General features: G+C 52.2%; 19 protein-coding genes. 10 read left to right on the plus strand and 9 right to left on the minus strand.

Features of this window, described 5'->3' with window-relative positions; all coding sequences use genetic code 11:
• Positions 1-19: 19 nt before the first annotated feature.
• Entirely contained in the window at positions 20-3,571 is a 3,552-nt protein-coding gene (locus tag ACYVJQ_RS19140) for a BamA/TamA family outer membrane protein (protein WP_460894726.1), read from the minus strand.
• Positions 3,572-3,845: 274 nt separating this feature from the next.
• On the opposite strand from ACYVJQ_RS19140, the gene ACYVJQ_RS19145 reads away from it, so the two are divergent.
• The 3 genes from ACYVJQ_RS19145 (at position 3,846) to ACYVJQ_RS19155 (ending at position 6,695) form a co-directional block, all read left to right on the plus strand.
• The gene (locus tag ACYVJQ_RS19145; protein ID WP_460894727.1) at positions 3,846-4,397 is read left to right on the plus strand and encodes a hypothetical protein; all 552 of its coding nucleotides are present in this window, start codon (positions 3,846-3,848) and stop codon (positions 4,395-4,397) included.
• A gap of 610 nt (positions 4,398-5,007) precedes the next feature.
• Complete coding sequence (locus ACYVJQ_RS19150; RefSeq protein ID WP_460894728.1) at positions 5,008-5,925, plus strand: hypothetical protein; 918 nt, start codon at positions 5,008-5,010, stop codon at positions 5,923-5,925.
• Between the two features lie 101 nt (positions 5,926-6,026).
• Entirely contained in the window at positions 6,027-6,695 is a 669-nt protein-coding gene (locus ACYVJQ_RS19155) for an outer membrane beta-barrel protein (RefSeq protein ID WP_460894729.1), read from the plus strand.
• A 110-nt stretch (positions 6,696-6,805) separates the two neighbouring features.
• Here the strand turns inward: ACYVJQ_RS19155 and ACYVJQ_RS19160 are convergent, their stop codons facing one another.
• The 3 genes from ACYVJQ_RS19160 to ACYVJQ_RS19170 all read right to left on the minus strand — a co-directional run bounded on the left by ACYVJQ_RS19160 (position 6,806) and on the right by ACYVJQ_RS19170 (position 8,200).
• A complete protein-coding gene (locus ACYVJQ_RS19160; protein ID WP_460894730.1) occupies positions 6,806-7,285 on the minus strand; it encodes a very short patch repair endonuclease in 480 nt (159 codons plus the stop codon).
• 252 nt (positions 7,286-7,537) lie between these two features.
• Positions 7,538-7,804, minus strand: a complete 267-nt coding sequence (locus ACYVJQ_RS19165) for a hypothetical protein (RefSeq protein ID WP_460894731.1) — start codon at positions 7,802-7,804, stop codon at positions 7,538-7,540.
• 123 nt (positions 7,805-7,927) lie between these two features.
• On the minus strand, positions 7,928-8,200 hold the full coding sequence (locus tag ACYVJQ_RS19170) for a hypothetical protein (RefSeq protein ID WP_460894732.1): 273 nt from the start codon (positions 8,198-8,200) through the stop codon (positions 7,928-7,930).
• A gap of 197 nt (positions 8,201-8,397) precedes the next feature.
• Here ACYVJQ_RS19170 and ACYVJQ_RS19175 point away from each other — a divergent pair, with 197 nt between their 5' ends.
• The gene (locus ACYVJQ_RS19175) at positions 8,398-10,014 is read left to right on the plus strand and encodes a hypothetical protein (protein WP_460894733.1); all 1,617 of its coding nucleotides are present in this window, start codon (positions 8,398-8,400) and stop codon (positions 10,012-10,014) included.
• Positions 10,015-10,062: 48 nt separating this feature from the next.
• Here ACYVJQ_RS19175 and ACYVJQ_RS19180 read toward each other — a convergent pair whose 3' ends face one another.
• Positions 10,063-10,656 (minus strand): DsbA family oxidoreductase, encoded by a 594-nt coding sequence (locus tag ACYVJQ_RS19180; protein WP_460894734.1) that lies wholly within the window; start codon positions 10,654-10,656, stop codon positions 10,063-10,065.
• Between the two features lie 382 nt (positions 10,657-11,038).
• Between ACYVJQ_RS19180 and ACYVJQ_RS19185 the strand changes: the two genes are divergently transcribed.
• From ACYVJQ_RS19185 to lpdA, 4 genes are all read left to right on the plus strand, one after another.
• Positions 11,039-13,798, plus strand: a complete 2,760-nt coding sequence (locus ACYVJQ_RS19185) for a 2-oxoglutarate dehydrogenase E1 component (protein WP_460894735.1) — start codon at positions 11,039-11,041, stop codon at positions 13,796-13,798.
• A gap of 29 nt (positions 13,799-13,827) precedes the next feature.
• A complete protein-coding gene (locus ACYVJQ_RS19190) occupies positions 13,828-14,190 on the plus strand; it encodes a four helix bundle protein (protein WP_460894736.1) in 363 nt (120 codons plus the stop codon).
• A gap of 31 nt (positions 14,191-14,221) precedes the next feature.
• Entirely contained in the window at positions 14,222-15,862 is a 1,641-nt protein-coding gene (odhB, locus tag ACYVJQ_RS19195; RefSeq protein WP_460894737.1) for a 2-oxoglutarate dehydrogenase complex dihydrolipoyllysine-residue succinyltransferase, read from the plus strand.
• Positions 15,863-15,966: 104 nt separating this feature from the next.
• A complete protein-coding gene (gene lpdA / locus ACYVJQ_RS19200) occupies positions 15,967-17,373 on the plus strand; it encodes a dihydrolipoyl dehydrogenase (protein WP_460894738.1) in 1,407 nt (468 codons plus the stop codon).
• Between the two features lie 109 nt (positions 17,374-17,482).
• On the opposite strand, the gene ACYVJQ_RS19205 is transcribed toward lpdA, so the two are convergent.
• Together ACYVJQ_RS19205 and ACYVJQ_RS19210 are read right to left on the minus strand one after the other, a co-directional pair.
• The gene (locus ACYVJQ_RS19205; protein ID WP_460894739.1) at positions 17,483-18,967 is read right to left on the minus strand and encodes an OmpP1/FadL family transporter; all 1,485 of its coding nucleotides are present in this window, start codon (positions 18,965-18,967) and stop codon (positions 17,483-17,485) included.
• 21 nt (positions 18,968-18,988) lie between these two features.
• Complete coding sequence (locus ACYVJQ_RS19210; protein WP_460894740.1) at positions 18,989-20,062, minus strand: hypothetical protein; 1,074 nt, start codon at positions 20,060-20,062, stop codon at positions 18,989-18,991.
• A 201-nt stretch (positions 20,063-20,263) separates the two neighbouring features.
• On the opposite strand from ACYVJQ_RS19210, the gene proS reads away from it, so the two are divergent.
• The gene (gene proS, locus ACYVJQ_RS19215; RefSeq protein WP_460894741.1) at positions 20,264-21,742 is read left to right on the plus strand and encodes a proline--tRNA ligase; all 1,479 of its coding nucleotides are present in this window, start codon (positions 20,264-20,266) and stop codon (positions 21,740-21,742) included.
• A gap of 117 nt (positions 21,743-21,859) precedes the next feature.
• Here proS and ACYVJQ_RS19220 read toward each other — a convergent pair whose 3' ends face one another.
• Positions 21,860-24,106: a cation:proton antiporter domain-containing protein gene (locus ACYVJQ_RS19220; protein WP_460894742.1), complete on the minus strand. Its 2,247-nt coding sequence runs from the start codon at positions 24,104-24,106 to the stop codon at positions 21,860-21,862.
• A 243-nt stretch (positions 24,107-24,349) separates the two neighbouring features.
• Between ACYVJQ_RS19220 and ACYVJQ_RS19225 the strand changes: the two genes are divergently transcribed.
• Positions 24,350-24,931 carry an LOG family protein gene (locus ACYVJQ_RS19225; RefSeq protein ID WP_460894743.1) on the plus strand — a complete coding sequence of 194 codons (582 nt, stop codon included), beginning with the start codon at positions 24,350-24,352 and terminating at the stop codon, positions 24,929-24,931.
• A 428-nt stretch (positions 24,932-25,359) separates the two neighbouring features.
• Here the strand turns inward: ACYVJQ_RS19225 and hemH are convergent, their stop codons facing one another.
• Positions 25,360-26,388 carry a ferrochelatase gene (gene hemH, locus ACYVJQ_RS19230; protein ID WP_460894744.1) on the minus strand — a complete coding sequence of 343 codons (1,029 nt, stop codon included), beginning with the start codon at positions 26,386-26,388 and terminating at the stop codon, positions 25,360-25,362.
• Positions 26,389-26,420: the final 32 nt, after the last annotated feature.

A 26,420-nucleotide genomic window follows, 5' to 3' on the forward strand; every position in this document is an offset into this window, starting at 1 on the left:
TTTTGCTTCAGGCCCAGGTTTAAAACTGGAAACCGGCCCGAAGGAGCAACAGATTGTCTTCGGCAGATTTGGCGTAGCCTACTGATATGACAATCTGGTTAAGCGGGGAAAGCCAAAGGCCGCCGCCGTAGCCTTTATGCCATTTGTTGGAGTCTTCGTTGTCTACCCACACCCGGCCAATGTCATGGAACCCAAATACGCCCAGAGACGCCGGGAACAGGTACGTGGTAAAGCTGACCAACCGCAGGCGGGCCTCTGTGTTGTTATAGGCCATGGTTTGGCCACTGAACCGGTTGCGGCGGTAGCCCCGTAAGGTGGTGGGGCCGTCCAGGGTCTGGGCCTGGAAGAACTCAAAGTCATCGCCAAACGTGTGGCCGGCACCAAAGCGGGTAGCCAACGTGAGCTTGAAAGGAATCCTGACGGTCTGGTACAGCGAGAACTCTGAATTTATGCGCGCCACGTCTTTTGACTGTTGGTTAGTGCCCTTAAGTAAGTCTGCGCCTACCCGCCACAGCACCCCTTTGGCAGGCAGGGCCGGCAAATCACGGGAGTCTAGCACATACTGCAAGCGGGCCCCGGCATAGGCCTTGGGCTCATAATAGCCCGTCAGGCGGTCTGAGGTTTGCAGCAAGGAAGGCAAAAGCCGCCCCGGGGTACGCTCAATGTTCACGGTTTGGTAGACCGGTCCGGCAAAAAAGCTGTCATGCTCGCCCAGTTTTCTGCCTACCAGCACGTTGGTGTAAAACTGAGATGAGCGGTAGCGGTAATAATCTATGTCTATGTCTGGGTTAAAGGCGCTCTCATTGCTCAGGCCAAAGAAGTTCTCTGAGTAGCCAGGGCTTTTAAAGTTCACATCCAGCTTCAGGTCAAGGCCTAACCGCAGTTGCGGGAAATGGGCAGAATAGTCAACCAAAAAGGACTTCGTGTTAAAGGCATAGCTACCCACCAGGCGCTGCTCCATGCCATACGGGTTCTTGTGGAAACCCTGCGTTCTCAAAAGTACCCCTGCGCCAAGAAGGATGCCGTCATCACGGTTATACTCAAAAGACCCCAATGGCCCCAGGTAATTGTATTTGAAACTCTTGCGGTCATAGGTGGGCGTGGGCTTTAGACGCGTGAAATTACGGGCCTCAGACCCTAACGTCAGTTGGTTGCCCTCTGGGGTGTCATACACATAGGTGAGGCGGCGCAGCCCCTCTACACTAGAGTTGTCTGTGATTTTGTCTGCTCCCTCGCCGCCAATAATGCGTAACCTGATCCCGTCTGAGGCTTGGCCTGTTACCGTAAACTCGTCCTCGCCACCCAAACCATAGAGCCTGATTTCGCGGGTGTCTTCTGGCAAGAAGCGGCGGCGGTAAAGCGGTTGGGCCGGATTGCCGTTTTTCTTGAACATGGTTACTAGGGTGGCGCCGCCCGGTTCACGCTGCACCTCAAACCGCTCGGCCTGATCTGTGCCAACCACGTCTACTTTCTGGGCCAAGAATTCATAGTAGTCTTCGGCGTCCCGTTTGAGGAAGGCACGGCGGGCTTTAAGGGTATTGGCCAGTCTTGCCCCTGAAATGGCCTGGATCTCCGGCGGAAGTTGCCGCACCGCCTCCTCAATGGCTTCATCAGTCAGGCCCATGCGCACAGAGTCTGCCATGGCCAGCCACTGGCTGCGGTCCAGGCCCGTGAGAAAGTAGCGGTCAAAGTAGCGGTTATTGAAGTTGAACCCTTTGATGTCACGCAGGCTCTCGTCAAACCCCTGCACCTTGGGCAGAATCCAGCGCCGGCTGGCAATGTTGGGGATCACGCCCTGGTTCACAAAAAACGCCTGGTCACGGTCTCTGGGGATGGCTTTGTAGAGTTTGCCCTTGCCTTCCTTCTCATACTCACCCCAGCGCCATTGGTCATCGTGGCGGTCCCAGTCGGCAATGAAGAAATCCAGGAGGCGGGCCCGCAGCACGCTGAGCTGGTCTACCTGGTCATTTTGGTCTTCCTGCAGATTCTCCAGCACTTTCTCTGAACCCACCACGTTTTTGGAATTGCCAAAACTGGCCAGGTCAGACATGTCCTCATCGGCGCGTTCCTCAAACAGGCCAATGGTGTTGGCAAAGCCTTTCAGGTAGCGGCCAAACCGCGGGTCATCTGGAATGATAAAATATTTGGGGTTGGTGTGGTACACGCCCGTGGCGTCAGATAAGGTGGGCACCACCAATGCGCCATACGGGTGTGAGGCCGAGATCTGGTCCTTTACTACATCGGCGGCAATGGTCTGGCGAAGAATGCGGGGCAGGGCGTCATCTGGGTATTTCTCTACGGAGCGCAGCACGTACTGGCGCCCGGTGCTGTCTTCCAGGCGCAGAGATACCGTCTGGAAACCGCCACCGCGCTGTACTACTTTAAGGCCTCCGTTCTGGGTACCAATATCAAAGACAGGAAGTTTTACCGGGGTCTGCCATTCTTGCCGGTAGTTGGCGCCCAGGAGCCATTCTCTAAACCCGCTTGCTTTGTAGACCTGGCTGGCCGGCAGTGACGCGGTTTGCCCGGCAAAGCTGAGGTTCATGTTCTTTACCTGCTCGGTTACCTGGGCCAGGGTAGGCTTGCGCGAAAGCAGGGCCCGGTAGGCTACTTGCCCTTGCTGACTTTGCGTGTCTGCGGCAGTCCAGATTTCCAGCCAGGTTTCACCGTTGGGGAAATAGAGCAGTTTGGCAAAGCCAGGGTTCTCCTGAGAGAAAAGCGGTGACGTATTTTTAGGGGGCTTCACTTTTGAGAAACCCAGGCCGGTAGTCACGTAATGAACGCTGTCTTTCAGGCGATGGCTCAGGGCGGCGCCATTGCCTTCAGCGTGAACGATGCCTGGGTGCTGGGAATACATCTGGGCCAGCTGCCGCTGCATGAGCCTGTGCTCCAGGTTCTTCATTTCCGGTGACACGCTCATGACCACCAGCAGGTTCTTGTCTTCGTTACTGCGCAGAATGTCATCAAGGGCCGCCAACGTAGCTGTACCGCCGGTGGTGGGGCACCCGCGCTGCTCCTCTTCCTCATCCATGCGGCGGTTAGGGATCAGCCACTGGGTGTCTAATAAAAGCAGGTGCACGTCATCAGTGAGCGAAACCTCAGTGGGGCCAGGGCAATGGTTTTCCGGGAGAAACAGCTTCTCGTTTTTCAGGTATTGGGAGATGTAGCGTTCCTGATTTCTGACCTCGGGCACCACGCGGCCTTTGGCATCATGCTCGCCGGGCATAAGAATGATCTTGCCGGAGTAACCTTGCAGGTACTGGAGTTGCGTCTGCAGTTGGGTTTCCAGTTCTTTTCTGTTAGTAGCAGACACGCCGGGCAAAGACGCCGGCTGAAATGGGTTGCCAATAAAGACCACCGCGCTTTTCTCGCCGGCCTGGCTAAGCTGCGCCTGCAGCAAGGGCAGGGGAACAGCCGTATTCTGGCCCGGTGACCAGCGGCCGGCCAACAACACCGTGTAAGAAGGAGAAGCTGCGGGCAAGGCCGGAAGTTGTGCCCGGCTAGACGCCGGGGAAAGCGTGCAAAAGCAGAAAATAAGCAGGATTACCCAGAGGGGTAAAGATTGTTTCATAGGGTAGATAGTATGTGATTTTCCTTTCTCTGTTTCAGGCCTGTTTTTCAAAAATCGGCCTTAAAACAGGAAGTAGGATAGACGGCAGGAGCGTTCTGCTGTATACGTTTGCGGCTGTTTACGCAGTTTTGGCCGCTTTGGGTTAGCCAATTGCGTGGCAGAGCGAAAGTAGAGGTGATTTGCCAGGCTTATTTTTGCCCGAAAGGAAAATAACGGCGCCCTTGCGGGAATAGAACCTTGCGGTTGGTTGTTCGGTAACCAGAGAAAAGAACCTATGCCTGCTTTAGATAAAGAATTGAAAAAAGCCCTGCTGGCCCTTCCATCGGCCCGCAAAGACAAGCTGCTGCTCCAGTTGCTGGGGTCTAACCAACTGCTGCAGGAGCAACTGCGGTTTGAATTACTGGAAGGCCCTGATGCCCTGGAAGACCGCCGCGAAGTGTTGAGGGAGCAAGTGCGTGCTACCGCCAAAGGATTTTACTACAACGCATCAGAGTTGCTTATCTCTCTGCGGCAACTGTGCCCGCTGTTCAGTGCCCACGCCAAAGTAACCCATGATGTGTACGGCGAAACTAGCCTGCTGCTTCTGTTGGTAAAAGAGGTTCTCCGGCACCAAGGTGAAATGATACAGCTACTTTCCGGGGCCAATGAAGCCCTCGCCCTTTTTCTGGCCAAGCGTGCCGAGGAGGCGTTGCAGAAACTACAGAAAATGCAGGAAGACCTGCACGTGGAATTTGAGGACGACCTGAATGAGATGCTGCCCCGATTGCATGCCTCAGCGGCAGGATATTCGGCCCGCAAGCTGGGGGTGCCGGTGCGGTGGGGGTAACTAAGGGCGTTGCCTGTTTTAAGCCTGTTTTCCGAAAAACGGGCTTAAAACAGGTTTTCCTTTTTTAGCGGTCCTGGTTCATTTTACGCCGCCTCCAGCCAATAACTATTTCCCCTTTGCCATCTAATGCATTCTGTTTAGTGACAAAATAAACAAGAAGGGCTTGTTATACATGGGGCATGTTTAAATTCTTTTTAATGTGCATCTTTAATTCCTACATGGATTGAGCCCAATTTTTCCACTCTTTGTCTTTAATTTATTTAAGTAATTATAAAAAACATTATAGTTGCTCAGGTGTGAAGAGTTTCCTAAGTATAGTCAAAGAATAGGTCTACATTTATTTTACAAGAAAGTAGTAGAGAGGAGAGAATTGGGTTACCTACTAAGTTTAGACGCCTAAGCCTGATGAAAGGCGTTTTTAGTAAATTTTAATAATAATTATATCATACCATACCATTATAAAAATTCCCAGGGCTTGAAAGTAGAATCTGCAAGACCATAATAAATTAGATAGAAAATATTATTCAAACCTTTAATAATTAATTTTATAAAAAAAAACATTTACCAAACACCTTTGTTAAGTAGGGCTGCCATAAAGCGGCTGTTTCTATTGTTTGTTTCCTTTAGTTTGATGTTTTGGAGTTGCGAGACAGCTACAGATTTAATTAACCCTGAAATAACCGCACTACGTTCTAAACAGACACAGCAAGTAAAAGGTACCTCTGAGAAAGAAGCCAAGGATGATAAGTATAGAACCGATAAAACCGGGCAATACGTTAGTAAAAATGTACAGGTAACAGGCTATGATGATGGTAGTCAAAGACCTACCCGCTACAAGCAAGATGCAGCCGGAGGAAAGATAGGAACCTACGATCTCCCGGAAGAAGACACTGGTGGAGGAGGTGGGTATATACCGCCCACCGTAACCTCAACATTTGTCAAATCTGATGGTACAGGGTATACTTATCCTAACCAATACTATACAAATCCAAATAACTACATCCGAGATCTTAAAATTATAAAAGGCAGTTCTTCTTCTGTTGGTACAGATGATTTGCCGGGCTACTCTAAAATTCCTGTAGACCTTAACAGAGGAGCAGGCGGGCAGTATATCTATCTGTGCTTTACCCGAGAGCTTGATGCAGTTCAGGGGTCAGATACAAATCCAGGCGCTTGGGTGAATGATGACAGAATAGGCAGGACGGCTTTTGTAAGAAATATTGAGGTTGTTGCCCAGAGCATAGGCCCGGCAGGCATGTGGCCAAATCCTGAAATCTCCCCGCCAATTGAGGTGAAAGATGCTTTGGGGTTTCATTGCCCAGATCTGAATGACGGTGCCAGTGGTAAATATATTTATGCTTACCAATATAGAGACAATTATAATACTACCGCACCTTATGTGAGGGAAGTAGGGGTGCTTTACGGCAACAGTAGCACAATTCAGCCACCCACAGGCTGGACAAGGATAGAAGGTGACCTAAACGAAGGGGCCGGTGGCGATTATATTTACTTCTGCGTGAAATTTTAATTAAGCCAAATTCTGTAAGGAGCATTCATTTACTCAGGTTCCGGCTTCGCTTATAAGAAGCGATGGAGCCTGAGTAAATTTTCAACTGACATAATACCATAATGAATTTGATTAAGATACTTTTAATTATCCTGCTATTTTCCTCAACTGTGCAGGCACAACAGCAAGATCCCGAAGGCCCATCTACTTCTCAAAATAAAAAACTTTATGTGGGCATAGACCTCAGTAATGTAAGTTATACACTTTTGTATAATGACTTTGGGAAAGGAGGAGGCGTCACGCCTTGGATAACTCCTCATGTTGGCTACAGGCTAACGCCAAGACTCAATGTGCAGGTAAGTATTGGTTATAACAAGAGCGAGTTTGATATGGGGGGAATTTATAGAGAAGATGGAGACACGGAACTGACCCATGAGCACAGGTACCGCACTACCAGAGGGTGGGTCTTTCCGGTTGCTATCCAATTCACGCCTTTCAATCCTAGCCGTCGGTTCCAGTTCTATGTCACCGCTAAATTTGTTCCCACCGTTGGCAGCACCAAACACCAGCATGCAAAAGATAGGGCCGGGGTTACAACGGTTCTCTCTGAGGAGAAATACTCTGGGATAAACACCACATTTATTGGGGGGCTGCTCCTGAAATACAGCATAAGCCGGCGGTTTGACGTTTACCTAGAAGGGAATCTCCTATATAAGAACTTCAAGAGGACCAGCCTTTACGAAGCATATAGACCGAAGTCCCTAGGCCTGGGAGTGGACTACAAATTTTAATGGGAAAGTAGTAATTCTGGGTGCCAGAATTCTTTTCACCTGTTTTAGGCCTGTTTTCCGGGAAACGGCCCTAAAACAGGTTTTTGCTTTTCTAGCGGTACTACTTCATTTTACGCCGCCTCCAGCCAATAGCTCTCCGGCACCCCCGCGTGCAGCGCCTTTACGGTTAAAATACAGCCCTCCAAATCCTGCTGCAGTTGGCAGGCCCAAATCACCAGCACCTGCCAGCCCGCGGCCTTCAGCTTCTCGCGGTGCTGCCGGTCCCGTTCTTGGTTGCGGGTGAATTTTTCGGTCCAGAAATCTACGTTGGTTTTAGGTAGGGCCGGTTGGCAGTGAGGGCAGCGGTGCCAGAAACAGCCGTGCACAAAGATGGCCAGCCTTCGGCCGGGATAACAGACATCGGGTTTGCCCGGCAATTGTTTCCAGTGCAAGCGGTATCCCCGTAGCCCGTTTTGCCAAAGCGCCCGCCGGAGCAAAAGCTCTGGTTGAGTGTGCTTGCCTTTGTTGCCGCGCATGTAGCGGCTCACGCGCTCCTGGGCGGTGAGTGGGGCAACTAGAACAGCGGCGTATTTCTTCCTGGGTTTTGGCATAGAGCGGTATTTCTACAACGCAAAGAAGAGAAAGAGAGTGCCGAAGAGCCTGTTTCCTTTCAGAAGAAAAAGCTGTTTTAAGGGTGTTTTCAGAAAATCGGCCTTAAAACGGATGTAAAGTCACCAGCTGAAATAAGCCAGCAACGGCCATCGCCTTTCTGGTCAGGAAAATTTACGCCACGGGTATAAACAGCAACGCCCCGCTCTCTCTTATAAAAGAACGGGGCGTTGCGGCTATTGTATAGGTATTTGCTATTCTTTCACTTCCTCAGCGTCTGTGAACTGGCCGGCGCTGTAGCTTACCAGCACAATGGCGCCAATGGCTACCGCTGCCACAGAAAGTACCATTTGCACGGGAGTCATTTTCTCGCGAGCCTTAAGCAGCAGCCTTCCGGCGTCTGAGAGAAGATCTGGCAGCACATCATGGTTGCCTTGGTAAACATTCATGATAGATTCCACGGTTTTGGCAAAATCTTTAGGCTGTACAAGGTGGGCGGAAGTGTTTTCTGCTTGTTCCATAGTATTAGGTGTCTCTAGCGTTTCTAATGATTGAATGAAAAATAAAAGTCCCGGTCCGCCTTAGGCAGCAGACCGGGACTTTTATACGCAAATGTAGGCGCTAGGATTATTCTTTTTTCCAGGTTAGGCAACTTGGCCGCCGGCGCCGCGCACGGCCTCGTTTATCTTCTGGATGATTTTATCTGGGCTGAACATCATGCTGGCCGGAAAAGCAACCTGTACGTTGTTGATCTGCAGCGTTTGGGAGTCCTCATTGTAGGCATAGTCTGCCGTCACGCCCTGCTTGGAGACCCGTCCGTTGTTGCCCTCTAACTCAATACCGGCCGCGCTTAATTTTCCGCGCAGGTTTTGGTATAAGTCTGGGGTGATGCCGTTGTAGATAGCACTGTTTGCCATAAGTAAGAAATTAAAGAAGTTGGTGGAACATGTTTAAACGCAGAGGTCGCCGCAAAGTTAACGTAGCCACGCGTGTGTTAAAGGTAATTGTTTTATGCCTGTTTTCCGTAAAAGAGGCATAAAACAAGCGCGCCAAACATAGTTAAACCTTTGGTGCCTTTTTAGGGTAAAGCTGAACTCTATTTAAAAACGCTTACATGAAGAGAAGGATATGGCTGGCACTGGTGGGAGGGATCTTCCTGTATGGGTTGGTGCATTCTTTCTTGATAGACCGCTCCACCCCAAAAGAGGCGCTCCCTTCTGTTTTTATGGGAAGCAGTAGCCTTTTAACCCAATTGCCAGACTGTGTGCTGGTAAGTGCCGGCACCCATTACCAACGCAGCGCCTTTGGCGAGTTTTTCCTGGGCGAGCATTACCGGGATGTGTGGGCCGTGCCTATCAAGGCCAAGGTGTTCCGGATGAAAGAGGCCGAAGGAGGGCTTTCCATTGAAAAGTTAGGTGGTGGCATGCAAACCACCAGCCTTACCTTAACAGACCCGGCGGGCCGGCGTTTTGCCTTGCGCTCTTTAGACAAAGACCCTATCAGCGTGCTGCCGTCTTTCTGGCAGAAAACCTTTGTGGGCAGCTTTGTACGCGATCAGATCTCGGCCACCAACCCCTACGCGGCCCTGGTGGTAGCGCCGCTGGCCCAGGCTGCCGGTATTTTCCACCCCAGCCCGCGCCTGGTATACGTGCTACCCTCAGACAAGAGCTTCAAGCAATACTCCAACCTGTTCGGGAACAAGCTCTTTCTCATGGAGGAGAAGTTCACCTCTAAGGCATCCCTGACCAAGGCGTTTGGGGCGGCCACAGACTTGGTTGACACCGAAGAAATGCTGGTGCGCCACTACCAGTCCAGCCGGCACCGCATAGACCAGTGGGCCTACGCCCGCGCCCGCCTGCTAGATCTGCTGCTCAGCGACTGGGACCGCCATGAAGGTCAGTGGGACTGGGCCGTGTACCAACAGGGCAATGAGACCTGGTACAAACCCGTGCCCAAAGACCGCGACCAGGCGCTTTGCCGCTATGATGATGGGCTTCTGCCGTGGCTGGCTACGCGTAAGTTTGCGGCCCGTAAGTTTGAGTCTTTCCACCCCACCTATAAAGATGTGTTCGGGCTTACCATTAACGCCGCTTTTCTTGATGCCCGGGCCTTGCCTGAGGTCTCCCTGGTAGATTTTAAACGCCTGGCCCGTGAAATGCAAACCGCCCTCACAGATTCTGTGCTACGGGTGGCCGTACGGCAGTTCCCGCAGCCGGTGTACCAATTGGTAGGCGAAGAAACCTATAATCACCTGCGGTCAAGGCTGCACAAGCTGCCCCAGGCCGCCGAGGAGTACTATAAGATTCTGGCCAAAGAAGTAGCGGTGGTTGGTTCAGATGAACCGGAGCGGTTTGTGGTGCAGCGCCTGAGCCAGGGGAGAACCGTGGTAGAGGTGTTCAGGCTGGGCGAAGGAAACCTGAATGGGGCTAAGGTCTATAGCCGCACTTTGTTTGCCAGCGAAACCGAGACCATTAACCTCTACGGCCTCAAAGGCGATGATATCTTTGATGTGAAAGGTGTGGCTGCCAAGGGAAGCTACGTGAATATCTACGGCGGCCGGGGCGCCGATGAGGTGGTGGATAAATCAAAGGTGGAAGGCTGGCGCAAGAAAACCGTGGTGATAGATGAAGAGCGGGGTGTGTTAGTCCAGGGAGGCCCTTCCACAGAAAGCAAATTAGCCACCAAAGCCCCCGCCACCCCGGAGTTTACCCGGGTGCGTAACAGAGAATAGCAGGCCTTTTTGAGCCTGTTTTGCGCAAAACAGGCTCAAAATGCCCGCTTATTCCGTTGCCTGTAAAACCCGCACCAAATCTTCTGCCCGTAGCATACCGCGGGCAATGCGGTTTCCAATAATCATGGTGGGCACCGCCCGTATCTGCATTTCCTGGGTAGCCTCCTGTAGTGCCTTTTCATGTGCCTCTTTGTACCGCCGTGACGTTACCGCCTCTTCAAACGCCTTAGTATCTAAGCCAATTTCACCTGCTAGTTTTGTCAAAATCGCCACTTGGCCAATGTCCTGGCTTTCCTGAAAAAAGGCGGTGAACATACGGTGGGTGTAGGCTGCTCCTTTGCCTTGCTCCCTGGCGTATTGGAAGCCTTCAAACGCCAAATGTGTGTAAGGCTGCGGAGAGACGGTGGGCAGTTTAATCTCAATCCCTAACTCCTTTGCCATGGGATAAACGGAATTGCGCCAGGTGGTTTGCAGATAGTCATCCTCGGGTTTGAGGGTGGGCGTAGGGTAGGGGCGTAATTCAAATGGTCGCCAATCCAATTCAATTTCCAGTTGCAGCATCTGCTGTGCTTTCACTATTTCCTGCTCGGCTAGAAAGCAATAAGGGCAAACGTAGTCTGAGTAAACTATGATCTTGGGCACGGTATCTATCTTTGGTTTCTTCTTTTTACTGAAGTGGTGCCGGGGAAGGTTTCTGAAAGTACAGATGAAACTGTTTCTCCTTTATTTGAACCGTTGCATAAAGTAGCCTTTCTGTAGAAATTATAGAAGGAAAAAGGAGGTGCCTGCGGCAAACCAAGTAGCAATCTTAAAAAGATTTGCTGCTGCTGTAATTATCTCTAATATTGCCAGGAGCTAAATTTCAACTTAAAAGTAACGTGATGCTTTATAAACCGTTAAATCTAAAATTATGCAGCAGTGGTTTAAGTTGTAAACCTTATATTTGCTTATGCGGTTTTATGATTAAAGCCTTTGGAAGAGATTATTTAACTTACCCCGATTTTAGAAAGTACTATCAATTTTTATGGATAAATACTCATATATAGCCAACGCCCACGGAACATACATAGACGAGCTGTACAAGCAGTATCAGCAAGATCCGGCGTCTGTAGACTTTGGCTGGCAGAAATTCTTTGAAGGTTTTGACTTCTCCCAAACGTACCCTAGCGAAAATGGCGAAGGTGGAGCCCCAGCCCAGTCGGCAGTCGCCCCCGGCACCGGCGCTTCTGTTTCTGAAGTAGAGAAAGAGATTCAGGTACGTAATCTTATTTACGCCTACCGTTCCCGCGGTCACTTGCGCTCTAACACCAACCCGGTGCGTCCACGCAAAGACCGTAAGGCTCTGTTAGATTTGCCAGACTTTGGCCTTTCAGAGGCAGACCTAGACACCAAATTCCAGAGCGGCGCTGAGCTGGGCTTAGGCAACGCTACCCTGCGTGATATTCTGGCCACCCTTAAAAAGGTGTATGAAAGAACCATTGGGTTTGAGTACCGCTACATCCGGGACCCCAAGGTACTGGACTGGTTCAAAGAAAAGATAGAGAAGGAGTCGATTAACTTCAACCCTTCTATTGAGACCAAGAAACGCATTCTTTCCAAACTGAATGAGGCGGTGGTCTTTGAGAACTTTCTGCATACAAAATTCTTAGGGCAGAAGCGCTTCTCGCTGGAAGGCGGGGAAACCACCATTCCGGCCCTGGACGCTATCATAGACCAAGGCGCTGAGTTAGGCGTGCAGGAAGTGGTGATTGGCATGGCCCACCGCGGTCGTCTGAACGTGCTGGCCAACATCATGGGCAAAACCTATGAGCAGATCTTCTCAGAATTTGAAGGTACCGCCGTTCCAGATTTGACCATGGGCGACGGTGACGTGAAATACCACATGGGCTTCTCCAGTGAGGTTGATACCCCGTCTGGCCATAAAGTGAACCTCAAACTAGCGCCTAACCCCTCGCACTTAGAGGCGGTGAACCCGGTAGTGGAAGGCTTTGTGCGTGCCAAGCTGGACACCATGTACGGCCGTGATACTAATAAAATCTTGCCTATCCTTATACATGGTGACGCTGCTGTGGCGGGCCAGGGTATTGGGTATGAGGTCACCCAGATGGCCAAGCTGGAAGGCTACGGCACCGGTGGTACTATCCACTTCGTGATCAACAACCAGGTAGGCTTCACCACCGACTTTGAGGACGCCCGCTCCTCTATCTACTGCACAGACCTGGCCAAGATTATTGACGCCCCGGTTATCCACGTGAACGGAGATGATCCAGAGGCCGTGGTATTTGCCGTGCGCCTGGCAACTGAGTATCGTCAGAAATTCCACAATGATGTGTTCATTGATATGGTGTGCTACCGCCGCCATGGTCACAATGAGGCAGATGAGCCAAAATTCACACAGCCGCAGTTATACAACATCATCTCTAAGCATGCCAACCCACGTGAGGTTTATGTGCATGAACTGGTGAGCCGCGGTGAGTTAGAGGCCAAAGTGGCCGAGGAAATGGACAAGGAGTTCCGGCAGATGCTGCAGGACCGCCTGGACATGGTCAAGCAGAAACCTTTGCCATACAACTACCAGGTACTGGAAAAAGAATGGCAGGAACTGCGCCGCTCTACCCCAGAAGATTTCAACCAGTCCCCGGAAACAGGTATCTCTGTAGAAGCCATTGAGGCAGTAGGCAAAGCCTTGACTACGCTGCCCGAGAACTTCAAGCCACTCAAGCAAATTGAGAAATTGCTCAAAGAACGCCAGGATATGTTCTTCACCAGCAAGGTGCTGAACTGGGCCGCCGCCGAGTTGCTGGCCTATGGTTCCATCTTGCAGGAAGGCAAGATTGTGCGCATGAGCGGACAGGATGTGCAGCGCGGAACGTTCTCGCACCGCCACGCCGTTTTACGTGACGCTAACACCAGCGCCGCCTATACCAACCTGGACCACATCCAGGAAAACCAGCACGAACTGCAGATTTACAACTCGCTGCTGTCTGAGTATGGTGTGCTGGGCTATGAGTTCGGCTACGCTATGGCTAACCCCAATGCGCTGGTTATCTGGGAAGCCCAGTTTGGTGACTTCGCCAACGGTGCCCAGGTAATGATTGACCAGTTCATCTCTTCCACAGAGTCTAAGTGGCAGCGCATGAACGGGGTGGTGATGTTGTTGCCACACGGCTATGAAGGCCAGGGGCCGGAGCACTCCAATGCCCGTCCAGAGCGCTTCCTGCAGCTGTCTGCCGAGTATAACATGTACGTGACCCAGTGTACTACGCCGGCTAACTTCTTCCATATGCTGCGCCGCCAGTTGGCTACGCCGTTCCGGAAACCATGTATCCACATGTCGCCTAAGTCTATGCTGCGTCACCCAAGCGTGATGTCTCCTATAGAGGACTTTACCAAGGGTGCCTTCCAGGAGGTGCTGGGAGACGGCTTCGCCGATGCCAAAGCCGTGACCAAGGTATTGCTGTGCTCCGGAAAAGTGTACTATGACCTGCTGGAAGAACAGCAGAAAACCAACCGTACCGATGTGGCCATCATCCGTCTGGAGCAGTTGCATCCGTTCCCAGAGGTGCAGTTGGTACGTGAATTGGAGAAATTCCCTAACGCCCAGATCTTCTGGGTACAGGAAGAGCCTTACAACATGGGCGCCTGGACCTTTATCCTGAGCGTCATGCGCCACCGCGTAGTAGATGTAGTTTCCCGTAAACCTAGCTCTTCGCCGGCCACGGGTTACAACAAAATCCACCAGAAAGAGCAGCGCAGCATCATTGAAAGAGCGTTTGCTATATAATTAAGAATTAGTAATTAATAATTAATACTATGAAAGCAGAGAATGTACTTCTAGATAAGAGCTACAGCTTTGCTATCCGTATTATTAAGTTAAACCAGTTCTTACTAGAAGAGAAGAAAGATTACCTGATTTCGAAACAGGTTTTTAGAAGCGGAACTTCAATTGGGGCCAACGCAGAGGAAGCGATGGGTGGGCAGAGTAAAAAGGATTTTATTGCAAAGCTATCTATCGCTTACAAAGAGGCCAGGGAGACACGTTATTGGCTTAGGCTTTTGAGAGATACAGAATACTTGAATAATGCCATGGCAAGTTCATTGTTGGCTGACTGCGAAGAACTCTTAAAAATTATTACAGCCATCCTAAAGACCATAAAAGGGCAGGAGAATTCTTAATTCTTAATTTTTAATTATTAATTAAAAAGATATGTCATTAGAAGTAAAAGTGCCAGTAGTAGGCGAATCCATCACCGAGGTGACCATAGCCAAATGGCTGAAGCAGGACGGCGACCAGGTAGCCATGGATGAGGTCATCTGCGAACTGGAGTCTGATAAAGCCACCTTTGAGCTGCCCGCTGAGGCTGCCGGTATATTGAGAATCAAAGCCCAGGAGGGCGACACTATTCCGGTTGGAGCCGTAATCTGCTCCATTGAAGGTGGCGGAGAAGGCGCCTCTGCCCCTCAACCTACCACGGTGGCTACCCAGGAAACCATCACTGAGACTAAATCCGTGACCGATCCGCAGAGCACCGTGGCCGCCGAGAACACCCCTAACCAAGGCAACCAGAACCAGCCACAGAGCCAGCCGCAAGGTGGTGGCACAGGCCAGACGCTGGACGTGAAAATCCCCACGGTAGGCGAGTCTATCACTGAGGTAACCATAGCCAAATGGCTCAAAGCCGACGGTGATCAGGTAGCCATGGACGAAGTGCTGTGCGAACTGGAATCTGACAAGGCTACGTTTGAACTTCCCGCGGAGGCCGCCGGTGTATTACGCATTGTGGCGCAGGAAGGCGATACCGTAGAAATTGGTGCCACTATCTGCCGCATTGAGGTAGGAGCCGGTTCAGGTGCTTCTGCCCCTGCACCGCAGGCTGCTGCTCCTGCTGCCCAGCCAGCCCAGGCCGCTTCGGCTCCTGCGGGTGGGGCTTCTACCTACGCCAGCGGCACGCCATCGCCGGCTGCCGGCAAGATCCTTTCTGAGAAAGGCATTGCCTCTTCTGACGTGAATGGTACCGGTCGTGATGGCCGTATCACCAAAGAGGATGCGCAGAACGCCCAGGCCCGTCCGGCTGCTCCAGCCGCCCAACCAGCTTCTGCTGCGCCTGCTACTCAGGCAGCAGCTTCGGCCCCGGCCACAACCGGCGACCGCAACAGCCGCCGCGAGAAAATGAGCAGCCTGCGTAAAACCATAGCTCGCCGTTTGGTGTCCGTAAAAAATGAGACGGCCATGCTCACTACCTTCAACGAGGTAGATATGAAGCCAATCATGGACATCAGGGCCAAATACAAAGACAAGTTCAAGGAAAAGCACGAGGTTGGCCTGGGCTTTATGTCGTTCTTCGTGAAGGCCTGCACCGTAGCCCTGAAAGAGTGGCCGGCGGTTAACGCCCAGATTGACGGTACCGAAATGGTCTTCAATGACTTCTGCGATATCTCTATTGCCGTATCCGCCCCTAAAGGTCTTGTGGTACCGGTAATCCGGAACGCCGAGAGCCTGAGCCTGGACGGTATTGAGAAGGAAGTGGTTCGTCTGGCCAAGCGTGCCCGCGAGAACAAACTGGGCATTGATGAGATGACCGGTGGTACCTTCACCATCACCAACGGTGGGGTGTTTGGGTCCATGATGTCCACGCCAATCATTAACGCGCCGCAGTCAGCTATCCTGGGAATGCACAACATCGTGAACCGTCCGGTAGCTATCAATAACCAAGTGGAGATTCGCCCCATGATGTACCTGGCCCTGTCTTATGATCACCGCATCATTGACGGCCGTGAGTCCGTGAGCTTCCTGGTGCGCGTGAAAGAGTTGCTGGAAGATCCAATGAGATTGCTTCTTGGGGTTTAATTCCGTTTTAAGCACGATTTCCAGAAAATAGGTCAAAAACGAAAGGCTCCGTGCTGCTGATGTAGAGTTAGTACGGAGCCTTTCTTCACATAAATAGAAAGAACATGAAATACGATGTAACGGTCATTGGTTCAGGTCCCGGAGGGTATGTAGCGGCTATCCGCTGTGCACAGTTGGGTTTGAAAACAGCCATCATTGAGAAATATTCAGTATTGGGCGGTACTTGCCTGAACGTGGGCTGTATTCCGTCTAAGGCCTTACTGGACTCATCAGAGCACTTCCACAATGCGGCGCATACCTTTAAAGAGCACGGCATTGAGCTGGAGAACCTGCAGGTGAACCTGGAGCAGATGATTACCCGCAAGAGCGGCGTGATCAAGTCTAACAATGACGGGATTGCTTACCTCATGAAGAAGAACAAGATAGACGTGTACAACGGCCTGGGCTCCTTCGTGAATAAAAATACCATCAAGATTTCTGGTGGTGAAGGCGCTGCCGAACAGCAGATTGAAACCGATAAAACCATCATCGCGACGGGTTCTAAGCCGGTGAACCTGCCGTTCCTGCCCGTTGATAAAAACCGCATCATCACTTCTACCGAGGCCCTGACCTTGAAAGAGGTACCCAAGCACATGATCGTGATTGGGGGCGGTGTGATTGGTCTGGAGTTAGGCTCGGTGTATGCCCGCCTGGGTTCTAAAGTATCGGTGGTAGAATACACAGACGCCATCATCCCTACCATGGACCGCGCCCTAGGCAAAGAGCTGCAGCGCGTGCTGAAGAAAACGCTGGGCTTTGAGTTCTTCCTGGGCCACAAGGTAACCGGGGCGCAGGTAGAAGGCGATGTGGTGAAAGTAACCGCTGAAACCCCTAAAGGCCAGGCCATCACCTTTGAAGGCGACTACTGCCTGGTATCCGTCGGCCGTAAGCCGTACACCGAGGGTCTTGGCCTGGAGAACGCAGGCGTACAGATGGGCGAGCGCGGTATGATTGCCGTGAACGACCACCTGGAAACCAACGTGCCCGGCATCTTCGCCATTGGCGATGTGGTGCGTGGCGCCATGCTGGCCCACAAAGCCGAGGAAGAAGGCGTACTGGTAGCTGAGTACATGGCCGGCCAGAAACCGCACATCAACTACAACCTCATCCCGGGCGTGGTGTACACCTGGCCGGAAGTGGCGGGCGTAGGCTTCACTGAGGAGCAACTGAAGCAGGAAGGCCGTGCCTACAAAACCGGTTCTTTCCCGTTCAAAGCCTCAGGTCGTGCCAAAGCGTCAATGGATACCGATGGGTTTGTGAAGGTCCTGGCAGATGCCAAAACCGACGAGATCCTGGGCGTTCACATGATTGGGCCGCGCGTAGCAGATTTGATCGCGGAGGCCGTGGTGGCCATGGAGTTCCGGGCCTCCGCCGAGGACATTGCCCGCATGAGCCATGCGCACCCTACTTATACTGAAGCCATGAAAGAGGCCTGTCTGGCTGCTACGGAGAACCGGGCGCTGCATATTTAATCTTTCATACAGTTCCATCAACAAAAAGGCCTTTCCTGATTCAGGAAAGGCCTTTTTGTTGTAAGGGCGTTTTGGGCCTGTTTTCTGAAAAACAGGCTCAAAACAGAAATTAGAAGTTCCAGCCGAATGTGGCTACGAAGTTAGTGTTCTTGTGTTTGTTGTTCACCGTAGGGGTAAGCACTTGGAAGAACTCAGAGCTGGGGTCATCAAACTGAGAATTCACAAACGGCGTGTACACGCTTTTGTAGGTGCTATACACCAAGGCGGCGTCTATAAAGTAGTTGTTCTGTCTAAGTCCTATCCCGCCGGTCAGGAACGTCTTTTTCTGGTCTACATCGCTGTCTTTGAATGGGTCACCGTACAGGGCGTAGCCGGCCCGTAACCTAAACACATCCAGGCGGGCTTCGGCGCCCAGGCGGTAGTTCATGGCTGAGTTGTAGAGACTCTTGATGCTCTGGTTTGCATCCTGGAAAGACTCATCAGAATTCAGGTTGGCATTGCTGTAATCCACGTATTCCACATCGGCGGTGATGAAGCCGTTCTTGCCAATAAAGAAGGCGGCGCCCCCGCTGGCTTTGAACGGCGTGGTCAGGTTATACTCAAACTCACCGGGGTCTGTGGCGAAATACTGGTTAAGCGACGCATTCGCCTCTGGGGCCCGGTTAAAGTTCACGGCCAGGCTGGTGGAAAAACGGTCGGTCATGGTGTACCAGGTTGGGGTCTGCACCGCAATACCCAGGCGCAGCACATCACTTGGCCGGTAAATGGCGCCGAAGCGAAGGTTCACGCCATTGCCTTCGGTCTCCAGTTCGTCTCTCAGGGAGAGGTTGTCAATGTCTGTAGCCGGCGAGGTCTCTGAGTAGGTTCTGGTTTGTTTGAACCTAAACGTGCTCAGGCCAATGGAGGCACCCAGGAAAATCTTATCCCTGAAGCTGGCGCCGTAGGCAAAGTCCCACTGGTTTTGAGAGCCGCTGGACTGGATGTTCTCCTGGAAAGGATTAGAGGCCACCAGGTTGGGTGAAATATAGTATCCGTCGTCTTCCTGGTCTATCAGGTAGGTTTCATAAGCCAGTTCCTGTAATGAGTTGGTAGGAATACCATTGGCATTGGCCCGCTGGGCGGCGTATTCGCCAAACTTCATGTTCTCTCTGGGGCCAGTGGCCTGGTAAAGCGAGCGCACGTTAAAGTTGTTGGTGCGGGTAAAGCCCACGCCAAAAGAACCGGAGCGCCAGTCGCCTTCCTGGTCATCTGCTTTGCGGTTAGAGAACACGGCAGAGAAGCCCGGGATGTTGAGGTTGTTGCGGCTGTTCATGGCCTGGGAGCCATACACGGTGCTGTTCACCTCATTGAAGCTAAGCCCACCAGAGACGGTGATCTCTGAGCGCCGGAAAAGCCCTAGCCCGGCTGGGTTGGTGGACAGGTTGCCGGCATCACCACCCAAGGCTACGTTGGCCCCGGCCAGGCCTAAGGTGCGGGCGGTCCCTCCAAAATCTGTGCGGGAATATCTAAGGGCGTCTACCTCGTTTTGGGCAAAGCCCTCCCCGGCACTGCCTAGCAAAGCCAGGCAGGCCAGAAGAATGCTGTATCGTTTCATGTAGTTTTGAAAATTGGAGGATTAATTTCTGCCTCTGCGGCCACCGCCTGAACTTGATCCAGAGCTGGACCCAGAGCTACTTTCAGAAGAAGATCTGGAAGGGGCTTCATAGGTTCTGCTTGGAGCCGGATCATAGGAGCGGCTACGGGATTCAGTGGGTTGGGAAGGCGTATATTCTGTGCGCTGGCGTCTTACCGGCGGCGCTGTCTCAGAATTACTGCTTCTAGATCTGGAAGGCGTAGGGGAAGTAGTGGTGTTACTTTCACTCTGGCCAGAAGGGGTTACTATTTGCCGGCGTCTTGGCTGGGTGGTTCCCTCTGGATACCTTTGGCTGGAAGAGCTTCTGGGCCGGTTCACCTCACCTGGCTCCATAACGGCAGCTCTTGACCTGCTGGTACTGATCACAGAATTGCTGCGTCCATCGCGGGAAATGTTAGGGTTACGCCCAGCGGTATTGGAGCTGCGGTCATCACGGCGACCATAAGATACCTGGTTAGCGATCACGCGCTCACCGTAGTAATTGTTGCCGTAATACCGGTAAGGGCTGTAGCCGTAACCATATCCGCCGTAGTTATAGGCGCCATACCCATAACCCCAAGGGTTATAGAAACGGCCAAAACCTAAGCCAATGCTAAGGGAGATACCGGTACGGGGCCAGAAAGGATCATACATCGCCATGCTTGGTCCATAGTACGGGTCATACCAGGGGTCATAGAACGGGTCCATGTACAGGGCGCGGGAATAATAACGGCCCGGGGAGTAGAAAGGAGTCTGATACGCCCAATACGGATTCCCGAAGGGAGCATCATAATAAGAGTATTGGTAAGGCGTATTGTCACGGCGGTTACGTTGTTTGGCATAGGTTTCTGGGTCGCTTACACGCTCAGAAATATCCTGCGACGCATCATATTCCTCGCCGTTGACCGTGCTTTGCTGTTCCTGCACCTGCACCGGTTCTACGTACGTGACCTTGTCAGAGGAGGAAAAATACACATCATCCGTTTCAGTGGTCTGCAGGTTGGAAGACGTGCTGCATCCTGCCGCCAGGAAACCCAGGAGCGGTAACAGGAGCAGTTTATGGGTATAATATCTCATGGGTGTAAAGTAGTTGGTTAAGGATGCTTATTCTAATCACGAGCCAAGAAACACGAGTATCCGGTTCGCCAACGTTTCTATTCAGATATATTAACGTATTTTTGACCCGAAAAGGTATGGGTTAATGCTTGAATGAAAGCAAAATCTATGCCGAATTATACAATATTAGCGATATAGTTCACTTTAGTAAAGATACACAAAATGAGCAAAGGGTTGCCTAAACGCAGTGAGGATTATTCCCTCTGGTATAATGAGTTAGTAAAGCGCGCCGGCCTGGCAGAAAACTCCGCCGTGCGCGGCTGCATGGTCATTAAGCCCTACGGGTACGCCATCTGGGAAAAGATGCAGCGTGTTCTGGATGACATGTTCAAAGCTACAGGACACTCCAATGCGTACTTTCCCCTATTTGTGCCCAAAAGTTTGTTTGAGGCCGAAGAGCAGAACGCCGAGGGATTTGCCAAGGAATGTGCTGTGGTAACCCACTACCGCCTGCAAACCGACCCTGACAAGCCCGGCAAATTGCGCGTAGACCCCAATGCCCGTCTGGAAGAAGAACTGATTGTGCGCCCCACCTCAGAGGCCATCATTTGGAACACCTACAAAGGCTGGATCCAGAGCTACCGTGACCTGCCTTTATTGATTAACCAGTGGGCTAACGTGGTGCGCTGGGAAATGCGGACCCGTCTGTTCTTGCGTACCGCCGAGTTCCTGTGGCAGGAAGGCCACACTGCCCACGCCACCGCCAAAGAAGCCGTAGAAGAAACCGAGCGCATGCTGCACGTCTACGCCGACTTCGCTGAGGGATATATGGCCTTGCCAGTGGTAAGAGGGAAGAAATCTGCCAATGAGCGCTTTGCCGGGGCCCTGGACACTTATTGCATTGAAGGCTTAATGCAAGACGGAAAGGCCCTGCAGGCCGGCACCTCTCACTTTTTAGGGCAGAACTTTGCTCAGGCCTTTGACGTGAAATTCGCGACCAAAGAAGGCGGCCTGGAGTACGTTTGGGGAACCTCCTGGGGCGTGAGCACCCGCCTGATGGGTGCTCTGGTCATGGCTCACTCTGATGACGAAGGTCTGGTCTTGCCTCCAAAACTGGCGCCTATTCAGGTAGTGATTGTGCCTATCTACAAAGGCGAGGAGCAACTGGCCCAAATCTCTGAAAAAGTTTTAGGTCTGAAAAAGCAACTGGAGGCCAAAGGCATCTCCGTGAAGTTTGATGACCGTGACACCGAGCGCCCAGGCTTTAAGTTTGCCGAGTGGGAGCTTAAAGGTGTGCCCGTGCGAATTGCCATTGGAGGCCGTGACCTGGAGAACGGCACTGCCGAAGTGGCCCGCCGTGATACCAAAGAGAAATCATCGCAGCAGTTTGATGACCTGGTGAATTTGATCCCGGCGTTGCTGGACGAGATTCAGGAGAACATCTACCGCAAGGCCTTTGACTTTAGGGAAGCCAACACCACCAAAGTGGATTCTTATGAGGAGTTCAAGCGCTTGTTGGACGAGAAACCAGGTTTTGTGCTGGCCCACTGGGACGGCACCCCAGAAACCGAAGAACGCATCAAAGAGGAAACCAAAGCCACTATCCGGTGCATCGCGCTGGACTCCCCGGAGGAAGACGGCGTGGACATGGTCACCGGTCAGCCCTCCAAGCGCCGCGTGTACTTTGCCAGAGCGTACTAGTATAGACGGTAATAGAACAGAGAGATCGGGGGTTGCCTTATAAAGGTAACCCCCGATTTTCGTTTTGAGCACGTTTTGGCCAAAACAGGCTTAAAACAGGAATTGCCCGGCAATTGGTTAAGCGGTAGGGTCAATGGTTTTGATCAGGCGCACGTCTCCCACCAGCCAGACAATATCGCCGGGCGTGAAAACCGTGGAGGGGTCTGGGTTGAGCAAGCGCTTGCCTTTGCGCTCAATGCCCACCACCAGGCCGTTGGTCTTTTCCCTGATCCCGGAGTCCCTGATGCTAAGGTTCTGGAAAGGGAACCGGGCATTTACCACCAGTTGCCTTAATGAAATATCTGGCTGGGTGGAAAGCGGCGGATGCTCAGGGGAAAAGGCCTCTATGAAAGGTTTAAACTCGGCTAGCTGCTCATCGGTACCAATCACGGTGATTTTATCGGCGGGGTAAAGCCGGTCATCGCCCCGTGGCACCGGTAGCACCAGACTCCCTCTTTCAATGCGCGCGATATTGATCCCGAACTTCTCCCGCAGGGCTAGCTCCATTAGGGATTTGCCTACCACCCCAGACTCAGGGCTAATCTTGAACTCAGCTAGGTGGGCATCCCAGGGCAGTAGTTTCTTTACCGGCGACTCGCTTTCCTGCTCGCGGGCATTCAGGTTGCTGAGGAAACGGTGCTCAATGCGGCTATAGGTTCTTCGGAGGCGCTGGGTGAGGAGCGGGAAAATAATGCCCAACAGCAGAGCCGCGATCACCAGCGCCACCTGAATGGAGAACACGCGGTCCAGCAGCAACCCCACAAAGAGAAGGGCCAGCATGATGCGGCCGGTTTCCAGGGCTACCAGCGGCCCGCGCGCGTATTTTTTGTGCCGCCACAGCCGCGAGTAGGCCCGCAAACTCACCCTTCTAATGGCCAAGGCCCAGATAAAAGGCGCCATAAACACCAACGCCAAACCCACCGTGACCAAATTGCTGAAGAACCCATCTGAGAACGCCGCGGCAAAGGTAGGCGCCAGGTATTGCGTGGAGAATAAGATAATGCCAATCAGCACTACGGAGTTAGAGATTACCATCTGGGCATAGCGGCGCAAGACTACCTGCCAGTCGCTTTTGTTGCTGATGGATTGGGTGCTTTTGCTGTAGGTAGAAAATGCGGCTTTGTAACGGTCTGGTAGGTGACGGTCTATAAAAGCATTGAGGGGATCTCCCAGGCGTATAAGGAAGGGCGTGGTAAAGGTGGTCACGGCAGACAGGGCCACCGCAATGGGGTACAGAAAGTCACTGGTCACCTTCAAAGACATACCCAGCGTGGCAATGATAAACGAGAACTCCCCAATCTGAGCCAGGCTCAGGCCCGCCTTAGTAGCCTGTTTAAGGGGTTGCCCCGCGGCCAGCGCGCCAAAGGTGCTGGAGAAGAATTTGCCTAGAATGGTAATTGCCGTCAGGAGCAAGACAGGGCCCAGATACAAAACCAGAAGCCTTAGATCAAGGAGCATACCCACAGACACAAAGAACACCGCCCCAAACAGATCCTTCACAGACTTGGTGAGATGTTCAATTTTCTCGCTGAATACGGTTTCCGCTAAAATAGAGCCCATGATAAACGCGCCTAGCGCGGGCGAGAAACCGGCCTGGGTGGCAATAACCACCATGCCCAGGCAGAGCGCCACAGAAATGATGAGCAGCGTCTCTTCGTTCATGAGCTTGCGCGCCCGGCGCAGGAAAGAGGGAATCAGGTAGATGCCGCCCAGAAACCAGATAGACAGAAAAAAGCCCAATTTCAGCATGGCCTGCAACATGGCCTCGCCGCCAAACTGCTGACTTACCGCCAGGGTAGACAAGAACACCAGCAGCAAAATAGCCATCAGGTCTTCTACCACCAGAATGCCAAACACCAGGCCCGCAAACTTCTGGGTTTTCACACCCAGCTCATCAAAGGCCCTAATAATAATAGTGGTGGAGGAGATACAGAGAATGCCGCCCAGAAAAATACTGTCTATGGTAGACCAGCCCAGCAGTTGGCCGGTCGCGTAGCCTAAAAAGATCATGGCCAGCACCTCGGTCATAGCGGTGATGGAGGCAGTACCGCCCACCTGGGCCAGCTTCTTGAAACTGAACTCCAGACCCAGGCTGAAAAGCAGGAAAATCACACCTATTTCCCCCCACACACTAATGGTGGGGCGGTCTGTGACTGAGGGCAGGAATGAATAATTAGGGCTCACAATCACCCCAGCCATAATATAGCCCAATACCAGCGGCTGCTTGAGTTTCTTGAAAATAAGCGTGGTGATGCCAGCGGTAGCCAGAATGAAAGCCAGGTCAGAGATTAAGGCAGGAAGGTGAAGGGCAGAGGCGGCAGGCATGGCAAGGAACGTCAGGTACTCATACGGCAAGGGTCAGGTTTTACTTCTGTTTCTGCGGGGCAACTTGGGGGAGGTCTTCTAGGGGGCTGTCTTTTAAGATACCGGTTTTGCGGCGGAAGGTTTACCCGGGCGTTTTATAGCCGTTTTTAGAAAAACAGGCGTAAAACAAAAGCACCCCGCGCTTTTCTCCGCTCCACGGGCTTTTGTACTTTTATGGCTTCTTGCACCTAAACACCAGACTTTATGAAAAGCATTGCCATTTTCTGTGGGGCCAGCACCGGCCAAAACCCTCTTTACCGTGAGACGGCTCAGGCCCTGGGTACTTTATTTGCCCAGCGCAGCATACGGCTGGTGTTTGGCGGCGGAAAGGTAGGCCTCATGGGAGTAATTGCCGATGCGGTGCTAGCCGGAGGCGGAGAGGTCGTAGGTGTGATTCCGCAGAGCCTGGTAGACATGGAAGTGGCGCACCCAAGCCTCACCGAACTTCATGTGGTGGAGACTATGCATGCCCGCAAGGCCCTCATGGCGGCCCAGTCAGATGCCTTTGTGGCCATGCCCGGCGGGTTTGGGACGTTTGATGAGCTCTGCGAGATTGTGACCTGGAACCAACTCAACATCATCCAGAAGCCGGCCGCCCTTTTCAACGTGAACGGTTACTTCAATTCCTTCCTGGCCATGATTGACCATGCTGTGGCCGAAGGATTCATCAAAGCTGAGCACCGCCAGAACCTGATTGTGGAAGACCAGCCCGAAAAACTTCTGGAGCGCCTCCTGCATCATTCCCCGGTCATTACCCAGAAATGGGTAGATTTGGACCGCATCTAGAAGCAGGATTTTCTGGATTAGGTTGATTTTCAGGATTAATGAGCAGGATTTTCTGACCAGGATTTACTTGATTAGGTTGATTTCAGGATGAAGCAGGTGAACGGGGCTTCGGTCTCACTTAAGACGCTGAAGCTGCGGTGCGGAAGTAGGATCAGGGGCAGATGACTATGGTTTCATGCTGTTCTGGAGATTATGTTTCCTGACCAACCTGCTGAAGAACTCCTCATCCATATATAATTGTATGCGGGGCTGGAACTTTCGTTACTCCTGAGGCAAGGCACATGCTTCGAGTCGGCTGAAATCAAGAAGGCGTTTTGAGGCTGTTTTTAAGAAAACAGCCTCAAAACGCCTTCTTGATTTTTTTCTACAGAACTAACCCAATCCTGAAAATCAACTTCATCCAGAAAATCCTGCTCCGGGGATCCTGCTCAGGCTTCCTGCACCATCTGGGCCACGGCCTCTACCCACATAGGATTCGTGTTAAGGCTTTCCACCAGTTGCCAATGTTCACCGCCGGCGGCTTCAAATTCTTCTTTGAATTCTTTGCCTACCTCAATGGTGGTTTCCAGGCAGTCGGCCACGAAGGCGGGGCTGAAGGCTAGCACGCTTTTGATGCCTGCGGCGGCCAAGTCCTTCAAAACAAAGTCTGTGTAGGGTTTCAGCCACGGGTCTTTGCCCAGCCGTGACTGGAATGTAACCGAATACTTGTCTTCTGGTATGTTCAACGCCTTGGCCAGTTGCCGCGAGGTTTCAAAGCACTGGGCGCGGTAACAGTAGCGGTTGCGGCTATGATAGGTGTTGCAGCAAACGCCCAGCTGGCAATACCCTTTGGTGCTGGCTTTCAGAATCTGCCGCTCGGGCAGGCCGTGGTAGCTGAACACAAAATGGTCATAGTCGCGCTTAGCCATATGCTGGCGGGCAATCTCCGCGAAGGTGCCAATAAAGCCCGGGTGGTTGCAAAACGTACTGATAAACCTGATGTCTGGAATCACTTCCCATTTGCTCACCAGTTCCATTACTTTCTCCTGCACAGAACCCGTGCTGGCCGAGGCGTACTGCGGGAACAGCGGCAACACCACAATACGGTCTACTACTTTCTCCTGCAGCTCGGCCAGGGCCGCCTCAATGCTGGGGCTCTGGTAGCGCATGCCAAAGGCCACGTGGTACTCTTTGCCTAGTTTCTCCTGCACCAGCTTCTGCAGATCCAGCCCGTGGAACAGCAGCGGCGAGCCACGTTCGGTCCAGAGTTGGGCGTATACTTTGGCAGACTTAGGTGCTCTGAAAGGGGCAATCACCCCGTTCACTAACATAAACCTGCTGGGAGCGGCAATGTCCAGCACCCGTTTATCTAATAAAAACTCACGCAGGTATTTGCGCACATGCGGCACGCTGGGCGAGTCGGGTGTACCCAGATTTACCAATAATACTCCTGTTTTGCCAGTGGCTCCACTTTTCATAGGCAGTCAATTGAGGTGCAAAGATACAGATT

Source organism: Rufibacter soli (genome assembly GCF_054781795.1).